Origin of the sequence: Pedobacter sp. SYP-B3415, from assembly GCF_004138205.1 — a bacterium.
GTDB lineage: Bacteria > Bacteroidota > Bacteroidia > Sphingobacteriales > Sphingobacteriaceae > Pedobacter.
Genome location: NZ_RXNQ01000007.1, coordinates 57,110 through 73,220, shown reverse-complemented (window position 1 = coordinate 73,220; position 16,111 = coordinate 57,110). Strand labels below are relative to the sequence as shown.

19 protein-coding genes are annotated in these 16,111 nt (G+C 46.9%); 5 read left to right on the top strand and 14 right to left on the bottom strand.

All coding sequences use genetic code 11. From position 1 onward, the window contains the following. Window positions 1-23 precede the first annotated feature (23 nt). From EJV45_RS04710 to msrA, 4 genes are all read right to left on the bottom strand, one after another. Window positions 24-785, bottom strand: coding sequence for a Rossmann-like and DUF2520 domain-containing protein (locus EJV45_RS04710; RefSeq protein ID WP_129714508.1), 762 nt, complete (start codon window positions 783-785; stop codon window positions 24-26). Then, a complete protein-coding gene (locus EJV45_RS04705; RefSeq protein WP_129714507.1) occupies window positions 785-3,250 on the bottom strand; it encodes a heme lyase CcmF/NrfE family subunit in 2,466 nt (821 codons plus the stop codon). Before EJV45_RS04705 ends, EJV45_RS04710 begins: the two co-directional genes overlap by 1 nt. 11 nt (window positions 3,251-3,261) lie before the next feature. Then, a complete protein-coding gene (locus EJV45_RS04700; RefSeq protein WP_129714506.1) occupies window positions 3,262-3,666 on the bottom strand; it encodes a cytochrome c maturation protein CcmE in 405 nt (134 codons plus the stop codon). Window positions 3,667-3,775: 109 nt separating this feature from the next. Further along, a complete protein-coding gene (gene msrA / locus EJV45_RS04695) occupies window positions 3,776-4,438 on the bottom strand; it encodes a peptide-methionine (S)-S-oxide reductase MsrA (protein ID WP_129714505.1) in 663 nt (220 codons plus the stop codon). A 100-nt stretch (window positions 4,439-4,538) separates the two neighbouring features. On the opposite strand from msrA, the gene EJV45_RS04690 reads away from it, so the two are divergent. From EJV45_RS04690 to EJV45_RS04675, 4 genes are all read left to right on the top strand, one after another. Further along, a complete protein-coding gene (locus EJV45_RS04690; RefSeq protein ID WP_129714504.1) occupies window positions 4,539-5,216 on the top strand; it encodes a hypothetical protein in 678 nt (225 codons plus the stop codon). Between the two features lie 9 nt (window positions 5,217-5,225). Next, window positions 5,226-7,118, top strand: coding sequence for a hypothetical protein (locus EJV45_RS04685; RefSeq protein WP_129714503.1), 1,893 nt, complete (start codon window positions 5,226-5,228; stop codon window positions 7,116-7,118). Continuing rightward, window positions 7,118-8,371, top strand: coding sequence for a hypothetical protein (locus EJV45_RS04680; protein ID WP_129714502.1), 1,254 nt, complete (start codon window positions 7,118-7,120; stop codon window positions 8,369-8,371). Before EJV45_RS04685 ends, EJV45_RS04680 begins: the two co-directional genes overlap by 1 nt. Window positions 8,372-8,510: 139 nt before the next feature. Then, window positions 8,511-8,756, top strand: coding sequence for a hypothetical protein (locus tag EJV45_RS04675; protein ID WP_129714501.1), 246 nt, complete (start codon window positions 8,511-8,513; stop codon window positions 8,754-8,756). Here the strand turns inward: EJV45_RS04675 and EJV45_RS04670 are convergent, their stop codons facing one another. The 6 genes from EJV45_RS04670 to EJV45_RS04645 all read right to left on the bottom strand — a co-directional run bounded on the left by EJV45_RS04670 (window position 8,757) and on the right by EJV45_RS04645 (window position 12,909). Continuing rightward, window positions 8,757-9,230 carry an RES family NAD+ phosphorylase gene (locus EJV45_RS04670; protein ID WP_129714500.1) on the bottom strand — a complete coding sequence of 158 codons (474 nt, stop codon included), beginning with the start codon at window positions 9,228-9,230 and terminating at the stop codon, window positions 8,757-8,759. It lies immediately after the preceding gene. After that, window positions 9,214-9,645, bottom strand: a complete 432-nt coding sequence (locus tag EJV45_RS04665) for an antitoxin Xre/MbcA/ParS toxin-binding domain-containing protein (protein WP_129714499.1) — start codon at window positions 9,643-9,645, stop codon at window positions 9,214-9,216. Before EJV45_RS04665 ends, EJV45_RS04670 begins: the two co-directional genes overlap by 17 nt. Window positions 9,646-9,762: 117 nt before the next feature. After that, the gene (locus EJV45_RS04660) at window positions 9,763-11,184 is read right to left on the bottom strand and encodes a Glu/Leu/Phe/Val dehydrogenase (RefSeq protein ID WP_129714498.1); all 1,422 of its coding nucleotides are present in this window, start codon (window positions 11,182-11,184) and stop codon (window positions 9,763-9,765) included. Window positions 11,185-11,334: 150 nt separating this feature from the next. Continuing rightward, window positions 11,335-11,553 (bottom strand): CcmD family protein, encoded by a 219-nt coding sequence (locus EJV45_RS04655; RefSeq protein ID WP_129714497.1) that lies wholly within the window; start codon window positions 11,551-11,553, stop codon window positions 11,335-11,337. Window positions 11,554-11,574: 21 nt separating this feature from the next. Beyond that, entirely contained in the window at window positions 11,575-12,234 is a 660-nt protein-coding gene (gene ccsA, locus EJV45_RS04650; protein ID WP_129714496.1) for a cytochrome c biogenesis protein CcsA, read from the bottom strand. Window positions 12,235-12,246: 12 nt separating this feature from the next. Next, the gene (locus EJV45_RS04645) at window positions 12,247-12,909 is read right to left on the bottom strand and encodes a heme exporter protein CcmB (RefSeq protein WP_129714495.1); all 663 of its coding nucleotides are present in this window, start codon (window positions 12,907-12,909) and stop codon (window positions 12,247-12,249) included. An 83-nt stretch (window positions 12,910-12,992) separates the two neighbouring features. Between EJV45_RS04645 and EJV45_RS04640 the strand changes: the two genes are divergently transcribed. Then, the gene (locus EJV45_RS04640; RefSeq protein ID WP_129714494.1) at window positions 12,993-13,478 is read left to right on the top strand and encodes a methylated-DNA--[protein]-cysteine S-methyltransferase; all 486 of its coding nucleotides are present in this window, start codon (window positions 12,993-12,995) and stop codon (window positions 13,476-13,478) included. Window positions 13,479-13,704: 226 nt separating this feature from the next. Here the strand turns inward: EJV45_RS04640 and EJV45_RS04635 are convergent, their stop codons facing one another. Genes EJV45_RS04635 through EJV45_RS04620 form a run of 4 tightly spaced genes read right to left on the bottom strand, consistent with a single transcriptional unit; the run spans window position 13,705 to window position 16,053 of the window. Next, window positions 13,705-14,121 (bottom strand): hypothetical protein, encoded by a 417-nt coding sequence (locus tag EJV45_RS04635; protein ID WP_129714493.1) that lies wholly within the window; start codon window positions 14,119-14,121, stop codon window positions 13,705-13,707. A gap of 2 nt (window positions 14,122-14,123) precedes the next feature. Continuing rightward, window positions 14,124-14,456, bottom strand: coding sequence for a gliding motility protein GldC (gldC, locus tag EJV45_RS04630; RefSeq protein WP_129714492.1), 333 nt, complete (start codon window positions 14,454-14,456; stop codon window positions 14,124-14,126). A gap of 14 nt (window positions 14,457-14,470) precedes the next feature. Further along, window positions 14,471-14,722, bottom strand: a complete 252-nt coding sequence (locus EJV45_RS04625) for a hypothetical protein (protein ID WP_129714491.1) — start codon at window positions 14,720-14,722, stop codon at window positions 14,471-14,473. Further along, window positions 14,719-16,053 (bottom strand): DEAD/DEAH box helicase, encoded by a 1,335-nt coding sequence (locus EJV45_RS04620; RefSeq protein WP_129714490.1) that lies wholly within the window; start codon window positions 16,051-16,053, stop codon window positions 14,719-14,721. The genes EJV45_RS04625 and EJV45_RS04620 overlap by 4 nt, the downstream gene beginning before the upstream one ends. Window positions 16,054-16,111 lie beyond the last annotated feature (58 nt).

Genomic DNA, 16,111 nt, shown 5'->3' with positions numbered 1-16,111 from the left:
AAGAACCTGATACCGCAATTACATCATTTGCCGGTCTTTTTAATGCTAGTGCTCAGGGCATCATAAAGTTGCGCCCATTCGGGCTTGTCCTGCAGCCATTCAAGATGTTTATCTATTGTTAGCTGATCATTACGCCGCGCAGGGCCCGTCTGCATAACAGCAGGAAGTGCTGTCTGGACCTTTGCGGCCGTTTCGAGTATCAACGGACGCAATATATCAAAAGGCAGGGCCTGACCTGCCAGCACCTCTTCGGCGATATGAAACAAGTGATTGGTAAAGTTATTGGCAAACACAGCAGCAACATGAAGCGCCTTCCGCTGTTCAGAATCCGTCTGAAATACCCGTGTGCTTAATTTGTAAGCGAGCTGCTGCAATACGCTCAAAGTTGACGGACTGCCGGCCTCGATACATATAGGCACGTTTGAAAAATCAACAGCCCGTGCTTTTGAAAAAGTCTGCAAAGGATAAAACACGCCATGCTCAGGCAAGCCGTTAAGTACGTTCATCAGGGTTGTGCCAGAGGTATGCACCACAATGGCATTGATGCCGGCAAGCGCTGCCGCTGCCGTTTCAATCGCTTCATCTTTTACGGCCAGAATATACAGGTCGGCAGCGCGGTCTATATCAGCAGGGGCCGAAACCGCCTCCGCATCTACTGTCCTGGCCAGCTCTTCCGCATGTAGCTGTGTCGGGCTCCAGATCTGCCTGATGCGGATACCCGCTTCATACAGGGCCCTCGCAAGATGCGTGGCTACATTTCCTGATCCGGCTATAACGACTTCCATCAGGCTGCCTTAATAGCTTCTTTCCGGCGGCGTAAAATAGACATGACAAAACCGACAATCATAACAACCGTTCCGGACCAGTAAAGATTAATGTAAGGGAAGACCTTAGCCGTAAATACGATCCAGTCTTTGGCCTGCTGCGGCTTTTCGTAAATCATCAGCTCGACCTTTTTCTGATCAGGAAGTACTTTTGAAAACCGCACTTTCAGACCAAGCTCATCGATCTTACGCGCAAAGTCAAATACGTTGTTGCCCTTCATCAGGAAGATAGGCTCCGCGCGATAACTTTTGCCTGCAACCGCCACCTCAACCGGTAGACCAAGCGCAAGGTCGCCCTTCGCAATGGTCAGATTTTTGGCGGTCGGCTGTTTGTTTAGTTCTTTCACCGTTAGGACACCGCTCCCGGTATGGATGGTATCGCCGGGCGCAACCTGCACAATTCGCGGCTGTTTGTAATTCTCATCATCGCTATGCCCTTCATGGTCCTGATGTTCCTCTTTAATTGCAGCACTTGTAATGTGGGTGTAAATATCCTTGGTGAGAAAATGTTTGGTATCGGGCGAGGCGATCAGACCCATGCTTTCATTTACCTGCACCTGAGGATGAAGCGTAAAACTTTCTTTAACTGCACCCGTCTTTTCATCGATTTCCCTGAAACTCAATTCATAGAAAGTATTCGGAGCAATGGTCGTATCACCGGTATAAGTTACGGTATACTTACCCATTTTTTTCGGCTCGTTGAGCACAAGCATAATGTTTTCACCCGGTTTTGCTGTTTTCTCAAAATCCTTAACAGGGATGAAGTTACTTGCGTTGATCGAGATGGATTCGCTTGTGGCAGCTGCTATCAGCGCACCTACCAGCAGCATGGCAAAACCGATGTGCGCCACTGCAGAACCGGCGAGTTTCTTTTTACCTCCTAATGCTTGTGTAAGGATCTGCGCATTGGCAAGAATGGCAAAGACACAGCTGAAGGTCAGCACGATGTACATTGTATTGGTGTATACCTTGGTGATATAGACCACGGCTGCGGTAATGACAACCGAAAAGATCAGGGCAGAGACAAGCTTGCTATAAAACAGGCGGGCATCTGTGCGGCGGTACTTAAGATATTGTGCGAAGCCCGAAACCAGGGTCACAATAACGGCGAAGGGTGCCTGCCATTGGTTGTAGTATTTAATTTTATCGATCGGCGGGGTAAAGTTTGTCCCGAATGCCTTGTTAAAAACAGGTACCGAAGTTGAAAAGATCACCTGGATACATGCTACAGTAAGCACCAGTGAGCCGATAAACAACCAGAACTCGCGTGAGTAAGTTTCCTCATCCTTGCTTGTGATGGGCAGTTCTTTCCATCTCAGCACCAGCAGCACAACCGGTATAGCCAGGAAAACGACATTATAAAGTACCAGGTGCCCGAACATGCCTAAATCGGTAAACGAGTGGACAGACGTTTCGCCCAATACCCCGCTTCTGGTCAGGAAAGATGCATACAGGACAAGCACGAAACTGATAAACACTAGCGCAATAGCGGTAAAATACGCGTGACCCGAATTTTTATAGGCGATCATCACATGTACAGCTGCGATCAGTGTGAGCCACGGAATCATAGAAGCATTCTCAACAGGGTCCCAGGCCCAGAAACCGTTAAAATTCAGCGCTTCGTATGCCCAGAATGAACCCATAATGATACCTGTTCCGAGGATCATCACTGCAAAAAGCGTCCATGGAAGCGCCGGTTTGATCCAGTCTTTATAACGTTTCTGCCACAACGCAGCTATACCGTAAGCAAACGGTACAATCATGCTGGCAAACCCGAGAAATAAGGTAGGCGGGTGAATAACCATCCAGTAATTCTGCAATAATGGATTCAGACCACGGCCATCTGTAATAAACTTCAGATAATTTTTAAGATTTTCAGGGTCAGCGAAAACGGCAGGCGCAAACTTTTTCAACTCCAGCGCTTCGCGCAGCAGGATAAATGGCGAGCTGCCCACACGACTTCCGAATATTTCAACGCCAAGCAGCATCGATGTCAGAAATGCCTGGGAAAAAGCCACCACCGCCATAACGGGGTTCTCCCAGCTTTTGGCTTTCCAGATGAGCAGGCCGCCTAATAAAGCCTGCCAGAAAGCCCATAACCAGAAACTTCCCTCCTGACCTTCCCAGAAAGATGAGATAATATAGTAGACCGGCAGCGCCTTACTGGAATGCGAGTAAACGTAATAATATTCGTAATAATGATTCAGAATCAGATAAAACAGGATTACGCCGATGCCAATTATAGCAGCCCAGTTCGTTAAAAATGAAATTCTGCCAATAAGCTGCCAGGAACGGGCACCTTCTTTATTTCCACTCGCAAAGTAATAGGCTATGGCCGATAAAAGGGAAGCCCCGAAAGCGAGTACAATAAAAAATTGCCCGAATTGCCCCGGTAAAAGTGTTTCTCCTGCGTACTGAATATCCATTAAATAGTTGATTATGATTTAGCTGTCCCGTCCTGATTTATCTCTACTAGTTCATTATTGTATTTTGATGGACACTTCATGAGAATTTTTGAAGCATAAAAGACGTTGTTTTCCATCTTGCCGATCAGCACCAGCTTTTCAGATTTTTCAAAATCCTGAGGTTTGGTTCCATTATAAATAACTTTGTTCACCTTACCTGTCTGGTCTTTCATAAAAAAACCAAAACTGTTGGCATCAACATGCGGGTCGTACTCCATTCCCTTTGTTTTCTCCCAATAGCCCATCACGTGTTCTTCGCGGTCGGAAGCCGCTGCCTCCGTGAAGTTAGCATAGGTATTGGTGTCTGCATTCAGGCTTACAAGGAAGCCGACACAAATGGCGATGGTGATCAATCCGATAATGGCGCTTTTCTTCATCTTAGTTAGAAATTTCGGCAACAAAGATAAAAAAACATCCCCAGCGCGGCGATTTAACGCTGTTCAATGGAACTTAATTGATAGTTCTCTGACAATGGCCGCGGAATGATCAGGATTGCGGTTTGACCAGCCCGGGAAACTTTTTGCGCAGCTTGTCGACTTTTGGTTTAGACACCCGCCTGATATATGGTTCATAGGTATGTGACCGGTAGTAATCCTGGTGTTCGGCTTCTGCCGGAAAGAAGCTGTCGAGCGGCGTAATTTCGGTCGCGACCGGATCAGGAAATGTTCCTGAGAGATCAATACTGTCCCGAAGTTCCCACAAAATTTTCGCTTCCTCCTGATTATTGAAAAAAGCAGCAGATCGGTAGCTTGCGCCAACATCGGGCCCTTGCCGGTCTGTCTGGGTTGGGTCATGCGCAAAGTAAAAGGCTGTAGCCAGACTGCGGTAGCTGATTCTTGCGGGGTCGTAATAAACAAGCACGCTCTCTGCATGCTTGTGCTGATGCGCCGCCACCGATTCATACGTGGGCCGCTCAGCGCCCCCGCCTGCATAACCGCTGATAACAAGATTGACACCCTTTAGCTGCAGCATACATTCCTGCGTAGCCCAAAAGCATCCGCCTGCAAAAACTGCCGTACGCTCGTTTGCGTGGGCCTTTCTCGCTACAGCAAAACCATTTTTAGCCGGTATGTTCTGGCCCTGCCGGCAGGACACAACCAAAATGCTCAAAATCAGGCACAACAAAACCACACTCAAATCCTTTTTCATCTACCTGAATATACGGAAACATACACCGGTGCGGATACGGAAACAGGCTATTTTATGTCTTTTTTTTGCTATTTTTGGAACCATTGAATTACAACCCCCGATGCCTTTCAAAACAAAATTTCTCGTGCTTCTTGGTCTGTCCATGATGCTGTTTACCGGTTGCTTCCAGGTTATTGAAGAAATCAACCTGCATGCCGACGGAAGCGGTTTGGCAACACTCACTGTAAACCTGAGCCAGAGTAAATCAAAAGTAGCATCAATCATGCTTCTGGACAGTGTAAATGGTTATAAAGTGCCAAGCCAGCAAAAAATCAGGCAGGAAATGTCTGAGGCAGTAGCCTATCTGAAAAAGTCGCCCGGCATCACAAACGTAAAAGGATCGACAGATTTTAGCAACTACATTGCAACGATCAGTTTTGAGTTCCGGAATGTTGCCAACATCAGCAACCTGACTAAGAATATACTGAACCGCATGAAGATTCGTGCCACAGACCAGTCGTCATATACATTCAACCCCGCAACGCTGCAGTTCAGGCGAAACTACCAGCATGTGGCGAGTGCCCGGACAGAATATGCCAAACTAAAGGCAAGCGACAAGGCCGTTTTTAAGGATGCCGTCTATATAGCAATTTACCGCTTTGAGAACCAGGTAACCAGCGCATCTAATCGGCAGGCCAGCATATCGCGTTCCGGAAAAGCGGTTATGCTGCGCAGCAATGTACTGGCACTGATTGATGGCCGAAGTAATATCTCAAATACTATTCAACTAAAGAAATAAACCTTCTACATGAAAAAAACCCTTCTTTTTGGCGCTCTCCTGTTCGCCTGCAACCTGCTGCATGCGCAGGATCTCCTGACGCGCATTCCGGCCCGGTCCACCGCTGTTGCCAGTTTTCGTGCGGGCAACTTCTTTAACTTGTTAAGCGCAGGAGAATTCAATGATTCTTTTATCGGAAAGGCAATATTTGACAAGACGAAAAATGATCCGGCTAAGCCGCACGCAATTTCTGATCTTGGGTTCAACTTAAAGGGTGAGGCCTATTATTTTTACCAAACCACTGACAGTGTTTCCTACCATTGCATCTGGCTTCCTATTGAAGACCGCAGCAGGTTTGAAAAACTTTTTACTGCAGACAAAGGCCGGACAACCCGGAACGGAAACCTGAGCAAACATCTGGCAGCAGACAGCAGTGCTGTGCTGACATGGAATGATCAACGCGTATTGGTCGTTACCCCGGGACTGCAATCAGATTTTTTCAGCGATAGCACCAAAGCGGCCAGATATGGCATTAAAGTGCTTAATTACCAGCCGCCCGTTATGGTTGACTCAGTTGCCGTACCTGAAATCTATGACGGAGAGGCAGATTCTGTTGAAGCAGTCTCTGATCCGGTGGTTGTTACGGTCCCCCCGCCTGTCAAATCCGGTGAGACCACCGATGCTGATGCTGCACAGAAAAAAGCAGATGAGTTATATGACACTTATACAAAGGCTTACGCCGAACAGGAGAACCGCAAAAAGGCCCTTGCGCTCAGTTGGGCAGAAGCCGAAGCAGTGAGGTTGTTTGATTTTAAAGGTGCGGGCATTTCCGGAGACTTGTCTTTTGCACGCTCTTCAGACAACAAAGCGGTAGCCAGTATCTGGGTACGAAATCTGAATGATGTGCTTGCACCGGCTTTCTCAATTTTCGGATTCAGGAATCCGCTCGGTTCAAGAAATATGATATCCGGGTTTAAAAGTCTAACCGGCCATCTTTACTTCGAGAAAGAGAAGATGCGACTCACTACTGCTATGGAAATGGATAAGGAAATGGCCAATAATTACAAACGAATTTATAGCCGTAAGCTGAATAAAAAGTTTCTTCGGTATGTAGACAGTCAGCAAACACTGGGCTTCCTGTCGTATGCTGTGAACACACAGGCTTATCTCGAAACAATGCCTGACCTGTTTAAACGTACGGTGCCGTTTTATCTGTTTGGCGAACAGACAGACTTTGCGGAACTGATTTCAGATGTTTTCTCGACCATACTTGATGAAAAAGCTGTGGGTAAAGTGATTAAGGGAGATGCCCTGTTCGTGCTGAATAACATCACCCAGCGTGAAGTGAAATATAAATCGTATGAGTATGACAACGATGATTATGAGACAGCGCCGGTCGAAAAAACACGTACCCAACCCTCACCTGAGTTTTTGTTCATGTTCAGTTCTGAAGACCACCGCATTTTCGACCGCCTGCTGATGATCGGCGAACGAAAAGGAGTCCTTCAGAAAAACGGCAATATCTATCAAGCTATTAAAGGCAATGACTTTGCCGATTTGTACCTGCTCATTCGCGATGGGATTGTTTTTGCCGGCACATCGCCAAGCCAGCTGGAAAAAATTGCGCAGGGATCGCTGAGGCTTAAGCCGTCTCCCAAACACCGGGCTCTTTTAAGTAAAAATGCAATGAGCGCGTTTTTTGGACCAAAAACAATCAGCCAGAAACTCGCTACAGAAGCCTGGATGAAAGACAAGACAATCCTTCGCTTTCAGGAAGTGCTGAAGGGAATGGGCGACGTCTATTTCCAGTCGAATGGTGTTCGCAACAATATCGTCACTGCTGAGCTGGTGGCTGAAAACGGTGCTGACCAACAAAACTCGCTGAAATACCTGTTCAGGTTAATCGAAACTGCTGCAAGATAATGCTTAGAAAGGCGCTGTCGGTCTTCCTTTTGCTGATTAGCCTTGCGCTCGCAGCAGTTCTCGTAATTTTTTATGCACGGTATCTGTCGGCCAGACAGACGCTTGTACCGCCTGAAGCAAAGCGCTTTGTCTCGGTCCATACAGATGAAATAGTCAGAAAACTATTTTTTGACCGGCTTTTCAACCGGCCGCGCAGCGAAACGTTGAATCGTTCTGGTCTTCAGATCCCGGCACGTCTCTACTTCTATGAACTGCGGGACGGTTGGTATACCCTTTTTGAATGCCAGGACGGCGAGGCGTTCGACCGCTTTATAAAAAATCGCCAAACGGGACTTTCGCAGCTGCCTGTCCCTATGCGGTGGTTCAGGCAGGGCAGCAAAGTCGCGCTGGTCGTATTTCCGGGCCCCGCTGCTGCGCGTATGGCACAAGACCTTCTGCAACGCAGCGACCTCCAGCCTGTGTCTGAAAGCATGGCCGGGCGGTTGGAGGGCGCAGACGTGGTGTTCGCGGACCAGAAGAATCGCGTGGTAATGGACAGCGGCGATGGGACGATCACATTTACCGCAGCACTCGCACAAGGTACGTTCGTTCCGCCGGACCACAGCCTTCACCGTGAATTCGCGCGTACGTCGGCCGTCAGATTTTGGCTGCAGGGGGACTTTTCGCAGCTTAACATGCCATCTGAAATAAAATTGGGGCGAAAAGTCTGGTCGAACACCTCGTCGTTGAGCGGACATTTGCCATCCTATATAGATGGTGAATGGTCAGGTACCGTCGTACAGGCCCAACAGGAGGTTCGGTACGTCTTTAACGACGATTTCGAGAAGGTAGCTGAGACTTTGCAGGTCCGCAAAAAGGTTCCTGCATTCTTCATATCGGCAGCGGCTGCCCCCGGAAAAAAGAACCTGCTTTATATGTTATTGGGCGATAAGCAGGCATTATCGCCTGCCGGCAGACTTGAGCAGGATGTATTTCCACTCTATGACCTGGAGTATAGAGACAACGGGCATTTTTACGGCTTGGGTACGGCCCCCGGTCTGTTTTCCCGGCCCAGGCTGGTTAAATCTACCGATTTTATGACCCTGGAAATTGACTTCGACCGCCTTGAAGCGTTAGCCCCTTCCATAAGGTCTGTAGCTGCACCTTTGAATGATTTCAGAATGCGCGGCTTTAAGACAAATGCAGGTATCACGCTGCAGGGCGTTCTTCGTTTCAAGGCTGCTGACAAGAACCCCTTAAACGCCATTTTCTAATCTCAAGCTACCTGCTGCGTCGTTTTTAACTGGATGTGCAAAAATAAACGCGCTGACAATCAGCGTGGTGTTTCAATTTGCCGTATAATAAAAAACAAACGGTTGCCGAGATTGCTTTTTGTAGCAAAACCAAATCGACATGCAGCATACAAACGTCCAAATCAGCGCCGATCTCCAGAAATTTATCAGCAAATTCGAGCCCTCAAAGTTCAAGCTTCTTGCTAAAGGAATCGAAGTTCGCGGAGCCAATAACCTGCATCGGGCGGTAGCAAGCGCCATAGAGTTAATAGACAAAATGAAACTGAACCTTCGCGTAAATCACACCGCAGAAATGGCCATTTATGGAAGTTTTGAAGTGATTGACGCCGCTCAGGCTGAAAATTAATCACTCTTCCAGTCTTGTGTCAAAAACAAAGTCAGTTGTATCAATAACGGTTACAAGCCGCATCTGCAATGACTCGGGATTGATGAGATAATTATATTCTTCGGGAACCAGGATTGAAGGTACACAGATACCGGCCAGTTCCTTGTTGTTAAGATAACGGGTGCCAAATTTCTTGGTAGATACGGGCGCCGGCATCTTTTTCCAGTTGCCGGGTAAGTCAGGCTCGTCAAATTTCAAAAATTGAGATGCATCAATTTCGTAGGTAGTCATGTGCAGCGCCCGTGGTATAAGCTCAAGTGCAGAATGAACAGCAAACTCGAGTACAGCCAGTGCCCGGCTTGAAGAAGTATAGATACAGGGTGTACCTTCAAAGTTCCACCTGCCGCCATATAACTTTGCTCCTACACCTTCAATGTCGCCCCGATATTTGCTTTTCGAAAGTCTGTACACCCGCATTTTATGAGTAAACTCCATGTTCAATACGGCCTATCAGGTTTTTCACTTCCTGCATACCGAAAAAAGTATCCATCAGTTTTAGTGGAACTTCCCCGCCCAAAGCCCTGTTTGGAGTCTGAACCCATTTGTTGAAAGAAGCGTTTTCTTCAAAAACTTCGTACCCATATCGAAATACATCCATGAGCGCAATGATCTTTTCGCTTACAGCCGGGCCAAAACGCTCGCCTTCCTGCTTTTTATGAAGTGTAGCTTTTGTGGTTCCCAAAACAAACGAGAGGCTGTCATAGTCTATACCAATTATATGTTTAAAAGAAACAAGCCTTTCCTTGCTCACACCAGACTTAACAGCTTCAATTTTTTCAAAGTTATCCAGATCTTTCAGGTCTGCGTCATCTTGCTTTAGCCTTTTGATTGCATGTATCGTTTTTCCCATGACTAAAATAAAAAGTATAAAATTATACTAATATATGTATAAAATTATACTTTTAAAATAGTATTTAAAAAAAAACCGGGACTTACTGCCCCGGTTTTTCTATGTACACTTTTTAAGTTAAGGCCAAACGCCAAGGTTCATATAAGATACAGCGATCTTATCAATTGAATTGACAAAAGCCGCTGTGCGCAACGTTTCAGTTGCTGGCTTAATCTTAAGTGTTTCTCTGATTTCGTGATAAGAATGGATCATCGTATCCTCTAAGCCCGAGTTTACAAGTTCCATCTCAGAGGCGCCTTTCACGATCATGAGTCTGTGCTCTGATGGAATGGTTTTGCCTGTAAGCGATTCGAGCGTATTGATCAGGTTGGCATTTGAGTTTTCAGCATACCTGTTTTCCATACGACCAAACGCAACGTGCGACAGGTTTTTAAGCCATTCAAAATAAGAAACGGTAACACCACCGGCATTACAATACATGTCGGGGATAATGATACCGCCCATCTCTGTAAAGATCGCTTCTGCTTCAGGTGTGGTTGGACCATTTGCGCCCTCAGCGATGATTTTGGCTTTGATGTTCCGAATGTTCGCTTCCGTAAATTGATTTTCGAGGGCGGCAGGGACTAGGATATCACAATCCTGCTCCAGGCCTTCCATAGAATTTTTGAATTCGGTTGCTCCGGGAAATCCAAGAATAGACCCGGTATTTTTGCGGTGAGCGAAAACCTCATCCACATTCAGTCCGTTGGCATTGTAGATAGCACCTTCAAATTCGCAAAGACCAACAATCGTTGCACCGAATTCCGCGAGGAATTTTGCGGAATGATAACCCACATTACCAAGCCCCTGAACAATGACACGTTTATCGCCCAGGCCGGTGGTCAGGCCAAGTTTCTGCATGTCTTCGGGAACATTGACGCATTCGCGCACGGCATAGGCCACGCCCCTTCCTGTTGCTTCTTTACGACCGCGTATACCATGCAGTGCGATGGGCTTACCGGTTACACAACCAAGCGCATCAAGCTGACCAGGATTCATGGTCATATAGGTATCAGCAATCCAGCTCATTTCGCGTTCGCCCGAACCATAGTCTGGTGCGGGAACATCGACTGCCGGACCAATAAAATTTTTCTTGATCAGTTCAGTGGTGTACCGCCTGGTGATGGTCTCAAGTTCGCCGATCGTATAGTTTTTTGTATTGATCTTGATACCGCCTTTTGCACCGCCAAAAGGGACGTTTACGATGGCACATTTATAGGTCATCAGGGCTGCAAGGGCCATTACCTCATCTTCATTGACCATATCGCTATACCGGATCCCCCCTTTGGTCGGGTTCATATGGTGCGAGTGTTCCACCCGCCAGGCATCGATCACTTCAAACCCGTTTCCCCTTCTGATCGGGAACTGAAAACGGTAAACGCTGTTACATGCTTTAATTTGACTCAATAAACCTTCCGGATGGGAGGTAAACCGGGCCGCGCTGTCAAAATTTTTACAGACGTCTGTAAAAAAATGAGTCTCTTCTGCTAAAGTAGCCATTGCAAGTTTTTATAATGAATAGATAAGTTTTTGTGTTAACGGGTGCAAAATTGCACTAAAAAGAATGAATAATGCAAACAGCATACCACTTAGTGTACCACAGACACTAAACGCATCAAGCTGCAAAAAATAGCCTTGGAAGCTTTAAAATTAGATTTTACCCGAAGAATTTTTTTCTAATTTTTTTAATCGCCTGTCGAGTGCGAAGAGGAAAGTGAGGAGCCCAAAGAGTACAACGAGTACACAGATCACAACCACATAAATTTTGCCTGACGCGCGAAGGCCATCGGCCATTTCGATACCGGCTTCCTGCGCAAGTGCCGGAATAGTAAGCAGAAGCATTAAAAATGAAACGGTTAACTTCTTCATGAGTTTCTTCTTCTATTATTTTTAATGAATGTTTTTGTTTTCCAGGATACGCAGTCTGAAGCGCAGGCTGTATACCCAGTAACCGACCAGGATCCAGCCCAGGCAGGCCGGATAAAAGACTGCCCGCATCCGGCTGTCAAGATCATAACTGTTAAATCCCGGGTTGCCACCGTTGCCGGGATGCAGCGAGTCCTGCAAACGTGGCAAGACAAAAAGCAGCACGACCATCATCGGGAAGGCAAAAATGTTGTAAATAGCTGATATTTTTCCGCGCTTTTGCTCTTCATCAATTGCATTTCGAAGAACAAAGTAGGCGAAGTACAGCAGAACGGCGATAGCAGCAAAGTTCTGCTTTGGATCAAAGCTCCAGAATTCGCCCCAGGTATAGCCAGCCCATAAGGCACCGGTAATTAGCCCTAGCAAACCAAAAACAATCCCTGCATTAGCGCTTTCTACCGCCCTGACATCGTCAGATTCGGCGCCCGTAGAGAGAAACCTCACACTGTACCAAACCGAGATACTGAATAAAACGATCATTGCAAACCACATGGGTACATGAAAATACAGGTTCCGGATTGTCTCATTCAGTATGGCCAGTCGCGGAACCGGCATCAGGAAACCTGCTACCGTCGAATAGATGACGAGAATGACTGCAAGAATTTTCCACCAGGATCTGTACATATAGTATTGAAATTAATCGCGGTAAAGGTAGGGAAATAACAGTAAAGAGACGCTAACGGCAAGTACATTTATGACCACCAGGATAGACACTTCGTCCATGCTGACGGCCCTGTCAAGGCCATCAATGGCATTTTTTGCAAGTTTGATCAGCATGATGAGCACCGGAACAATGACCGGAAAACTGAGTATAGCCATCAACATGCCGCCGTTGCCTGCCTTTGATGCGATAGCCGATACCATCGTAAAAATCGTTGAGAAACTGAGACTGCCAAGCAGCACCGCAACCAGGAACATCAGCAGGTCTCCAGGCACATAATGAAAAACCAGGGTATAAAAACCAAGCGCCACCAAGGTAAGGAACATCATCAGCGCCACGTTATAAATCATCTTTGACAGCAGAATGGCCGCCGGGCTTGTCAGAAAGTAACTATAGAGCTGCTGACCCCTGCTTTCCTGCAAAAAACTGCGGGAAACACCGTTTATTGATCCGAAAAGCATGATGATCCAAAAAAGTGCATTCCAGGTGATCTTATCAGGAATACTTACAAAAGACAAAAAACATACAAAAACCGTTGACACCACATAGAGCAGGATGCCGTTAATGGCATATTTTGATCGCCATTCAAGTATCATTTCTTTACGAACCAACTCTTTTACCTGTGTTGCCAGTTGCATAGCCGGCAAAGGTAATTGTTTATGTGTATTTTTGAGTGAGAACCCTCTGTTTATACTGATCCAATACCGAATATTGTTTTCTGATGATAAATACATACGCATCCCTTTATGGGTCGCCCATCGGACCCCTGCACATTTTTGCCACTGAAACATACGTCTATAAGGCCAGTTTCGCAGATCACGACCTGACAGGATTTACTGAAAATGAGCTTTCAGCCAGGGCAGCATCAGAATTCCGTGCATACTTTGACGGATCACTGAGAAGTTTCACGTTCCCGGTAGACCAACCTGGCACCGGTTTCCAGAAGTCAGTATGGAATCAGCTCCGCGAAATTCCCTATGCGGAAACGATCTCGTATGCTCGTTTTTCGGCAGACCGACCGCTCGCCATCCGGGCCATGGCGGCTGCGAACGGAAAGAACAATGTGATCATTGCTGTGCCCTGTCACCGGGTAATCGGAAGTGATGGAAAGCTTGTCGGCTTTGCGGCCGGACTCTGGCGTAAAAAGTGGCTGCTGCAGCATGAACGCGATGTTGCAGGAACGGGTCAAAGCACATTAAAGTTTTAAGATGGATACACTTACTGAAGCTGTTTCAGCGCAGCGCAGCATTGCACGTTTTTATGCTGGCTGCCATTCCGGGCGGTCATGCGCGAACACGGGGTGGAACACTACAAAAAAGTCAGGCTGGGCATGCTTGAACTTGACGGCAATAAAGCATTACAGGCGGCCCAAAAGAGCTGGTACAAACCCGTTTCAGGTGCCGCCATACCCGGAAGCGGCTGGTCCAAAATGCCTATACGTTTTGCGGCACCTGGTTACCGAGGTTGCGTCCGCGTTGTACGCTGAATAACATAAACAGCACGCCTACCAGCCATACAATCCAACCCCATTGGTAATGAATGGTCTTTGCCAGTAACCGGTCGGCAAACCCGAAATTGAAATAATGGTTTGATTTAAACCAGACTGCCGCCGCAGCCAATATGAACCATATAAAATGCACCCAGGCAGTAAAACGGAAAAAACCGGCCTTACGGATTACTACTGCAAAGACACCAAGCGCAATGATGGTGTACGTGATAAAAAAAAGCCTTGGGTCTGACTGGTAAAGATTCCAGTTGCCTTTAACAGGAACCTTCAGAAACGGACAGAATCCTGCAATTAAACAGAGAATCAGACCGAGAAAAGCGCGGAACTTATAGAGTGTCAGCATATTTATTTCTGTTCAATGTTCATCTTATCGGCGAAATGCGCACAATAATCGCGCAAATCCTCTACAATATTTTTCTCGCCTGTAGCTTTCAAAAAAGAGTCACCAAGTGTCTGCAGCGTTTCATAAAAAAAACGTTTCATTTCATCTACCGGCATATCTTTAGTCCAGAGGTCCAGCCGCATCGAGTTTTTATAATTATGGTCCCATAGCGCCATGAACATTGCTTTTACCGGCACCTTATCACTGGTCTTTGCATCGGTGCTTTCCCAGGTTATGGTTTCAGGTAGGTTGTGCGCGTCGAGCTCTACGGTAACTTTTACTTCTGCTGTTTTCATTGAGTTTGAACCGGCTACCAGCCGGCGTTAAATATGAGAATAAATATGATTGCCAAAATTATCAATGAAATTTCAATAATCCACAATCTTTTTGCCGACGATACCCGTTGCCTGAATACCAGATCTACAATAAAAAACACGAACAGCAAGAGTAGAAGTAATGCACCACGTAACAGGCTAAACTCACCGGACCTGCCTTCGAAAAGGCTCCAGCCTGCAAATACGATCAGCGCCGCCGCCAGGATATTGAACGGGCTTACCTTCATCGGTTTTTCGGCTTGTCAAAACGTTTATTTTTATGCTTGAGCTTTGGTTTACCGGTATTTACAGGCTTTTTCTGCTGGGTGTTGGCATGTTTCTTTTCATGGAAAGCACCTTTAAAATCCGGATCTTCCTTACGCTTTTGTGCATCTATTTCGCGGGCCATTGCCTGGCGTTCATCAAAGGGCGTTTCTTCCACAAAAACACCTTCCGGCATGGGTTCAACAGGTATCTGCTGGCGGATAAGCTGCTCGATCTTTTTAATGTAATATTTTTCAGCTTCAGTACAGAACGTCAGTGCATCACCTTTGGCGAACGCCCTTCCGGTGCGGCCAATGCGGTGCACGTAATCTTCGATAATGATGGGCACATCAAAATTAATAACGTGACTCACATTACTTACATCAATTCCCCTTGCGGCAACATCGGTAGCCACAAGCACGCGGATGGCGCCCTCCCGGAAATCGTTAATCGAGTTGATTCGCGTATTCTGACCTTTGTTGGCATGAATGACCCGAACGGCATCTGTACCAAAACGCCTTTCGATGAAACTGAAAATATTATCTGCTACCGTCTTGGTTTTGCAGAATATGATGAGGCGGTTAAAGTCCTCGTCGTTACGCAGCAGCTGCTGCAGCAGGTTGATCTTGGTTTTGAAGTTCGGAACGTAATAAAGCTTCTGCGAAACGTTAGATGCCGGCGTGGCCTGCGGGGCTACCTCGATATAGGTAGGAAACTTAAGAAAATCACCGGCAATCTTCTGCACCAGGTCGCTCATTGTAGCCGAAAAAAGCAGGTTTTGCCGTTTTCTCGGAACTACCTCCAGGATGCGATGGATCGAGCCGATAAAGCCCATATCCATCATTTTATCAGCCTCATCAAGCACCAGGAATTTCAGGTTTTTTGTATCGACCTTGCCCGCAAGGTAAATATCCAGGAAGCGGCCCGGTGTGGCAACCAGGATATCCACACCCCTGGCTATGGCTTCTGTTTGTACCTTTGGCCCAATACCACCATAAATCACGAGACTGCGCAGGTCTGTGTACTTGGCAAACACACGTACCTGTTCCTCGATCTGCATGGCCAGTTCCCGCGTAGGCGCCAGAATGAGGGCCCTTGGTGCGGTTTCCTGCGCGTATTTTAGCTTCATGAGCATCGGTAAAACATATGCCGCTGTTTTACCTGTGCCGGTTTCCGCAATTCCGAAAATATCCTGACCGGACAGCACAGGGCCGATGGCTTTCTCCTGTATAGGTGTTGCAACCTCATAACCGGCATCGGCAACCGCATTCAGGATCTGGCGGTTCAGTTTGAATTCTTCGAAACTCTTTGACATGGCGGCAAAGATACGGATTTGTGTTTAGCTCTGGTCTGCACGCAGCTATAAGCACTGT

Bases quoted from the DNA above. Each gene is read 5' to 3' on its own strand.
- gldC (WP_129714492.1), bottom strand. From the start codon at position 14,456: ATGAAAACAGCAGAAGTAAAAGTTACCGTAGAGCTCGACGCGCACAAC.
- EJV45_RS04635 (WP_129714493.1), bottom strand. From the start codon at position 14,121: ATGCTGACACTCTATAAGTTCCGCGCTTTTCTCGGTCTGATTCTCTGT.
- EJV45_RS04700 (WP_129714506.1), bottom strand. From the start codon at position 3,666: ATGAAGAAAAGCGCCATTATCGGATTGATCACCATCGCCATTTGTGTC.
- EJV45_RS04675 (WP_129714501.1), top strand. From the start codon at position 8,511: ATGCAGCATACAAACGTCCAAATCAGCGCCGATCTCCAGAAATTTATC.
- EJV45_RS04710 (WP_129714508.1), bottom strand. From the start codon at position 785: ATGGAAGTCGTTATAGCCGGATCAGGAAATGTAGCCACGCATCTTGCG.
- EJV45_RS04655 (WP_129714497.1), bottom strand. From the start codon at position 11,553: ATGAAGAAGTTAACCGTTTCATTTTTAATGCTTCTGCTTACTATTCCG.
- EJV45_RS04660 (WP_129714498.1), bottom strand. From the start codon at position 11,184: ATGGCTACTTTAGCAGAAGAGACTCATTTTTTTACAGACGTCTGTAAA.
- EJV45_RS04625 (WP_129714491.1), bottom strand. From the start codon at position 14,722: ATGAAGGTAAGCCCGTTCAATATCCTGGCGGCGGCGCTGATCGTATTT.
- EJV45_RS04685 (WP_129714503.1), top strand. From the start codon at position 5,226: ATGAAAAAAACCCTTCTTTTTGGCGCTCTCCTGTTCGCCTGCAACCTG.
- EJV45_RS04640 (WP_129714494.1), top strand. From the start codon at position 12,993: ATGATAAATACATACGCATCCCTTTATGGGTCGCCCATCGGACCCCTG.
- EJV45_RS04620 (WP_129714490.1), bottom strand. From the start codon at position 16,053: ATGTCAAAGAGTTTCGAAGAATTCAAACTGAACCGCCAGATCCTGAAT.
- msrA (WP_129714505.1), bottom strand. From the start codon at position 4,438: ATGAAAAAGGATTTGAGTGTGGTTTTGTTGTGCCTGATTTTGAGCATT.
- ccsA (WP_129714496.1), bottom strand. From the start codon at position 12,234: ATGTACAGATCCTGGTGGAAAATTCTTGCAGTCATTCTCGTCATCTAT.
- EJV45_RS04670 (WP_129714500.1), bottom strand. From the start codon at position 9,230: ATGGAGTTTACTCATAAAATGCGGGTGTACAGACTTTCGAAAAGCAAA.
- EJV45_RS04705 (WP_129714507.1), bottom strand. From the start codon at position 3,250: ATGGATATTCAGTACGCAGGAGAAACACTTTTACCGGGGCAATTCGGG.
- EJV45_RS04665 (WP_129714499.1), bottom strand. From the start codon at position 9,645: ATGGGAAAAACGATACATGCAATCAAAAGGCTAAAGCAAGATGACGCA.
- EJV45_RS04645 (WP_129714495.1), bottom strand. From the start codon at position 12,909: ATGCAACTGGCAACACAGGTAAAAGAGTTGGTTCGTAAAGAAATGATA.
- EJV45_RS04690 (WP_129714504.1), top strand. From the start codon at position 4,539: ATGCCTTTCAAAACAAAATTTCTCGTGCTTCTTGGTCTGTCCATGATG.
- EJV45_RS04680 (WP_129714502.1), top strand. From the start codon at position 7,118: ATGCTTAGAAAGGCGCTGTCGGTCTTCCTTTTGCTGATTAGCCTTGCG.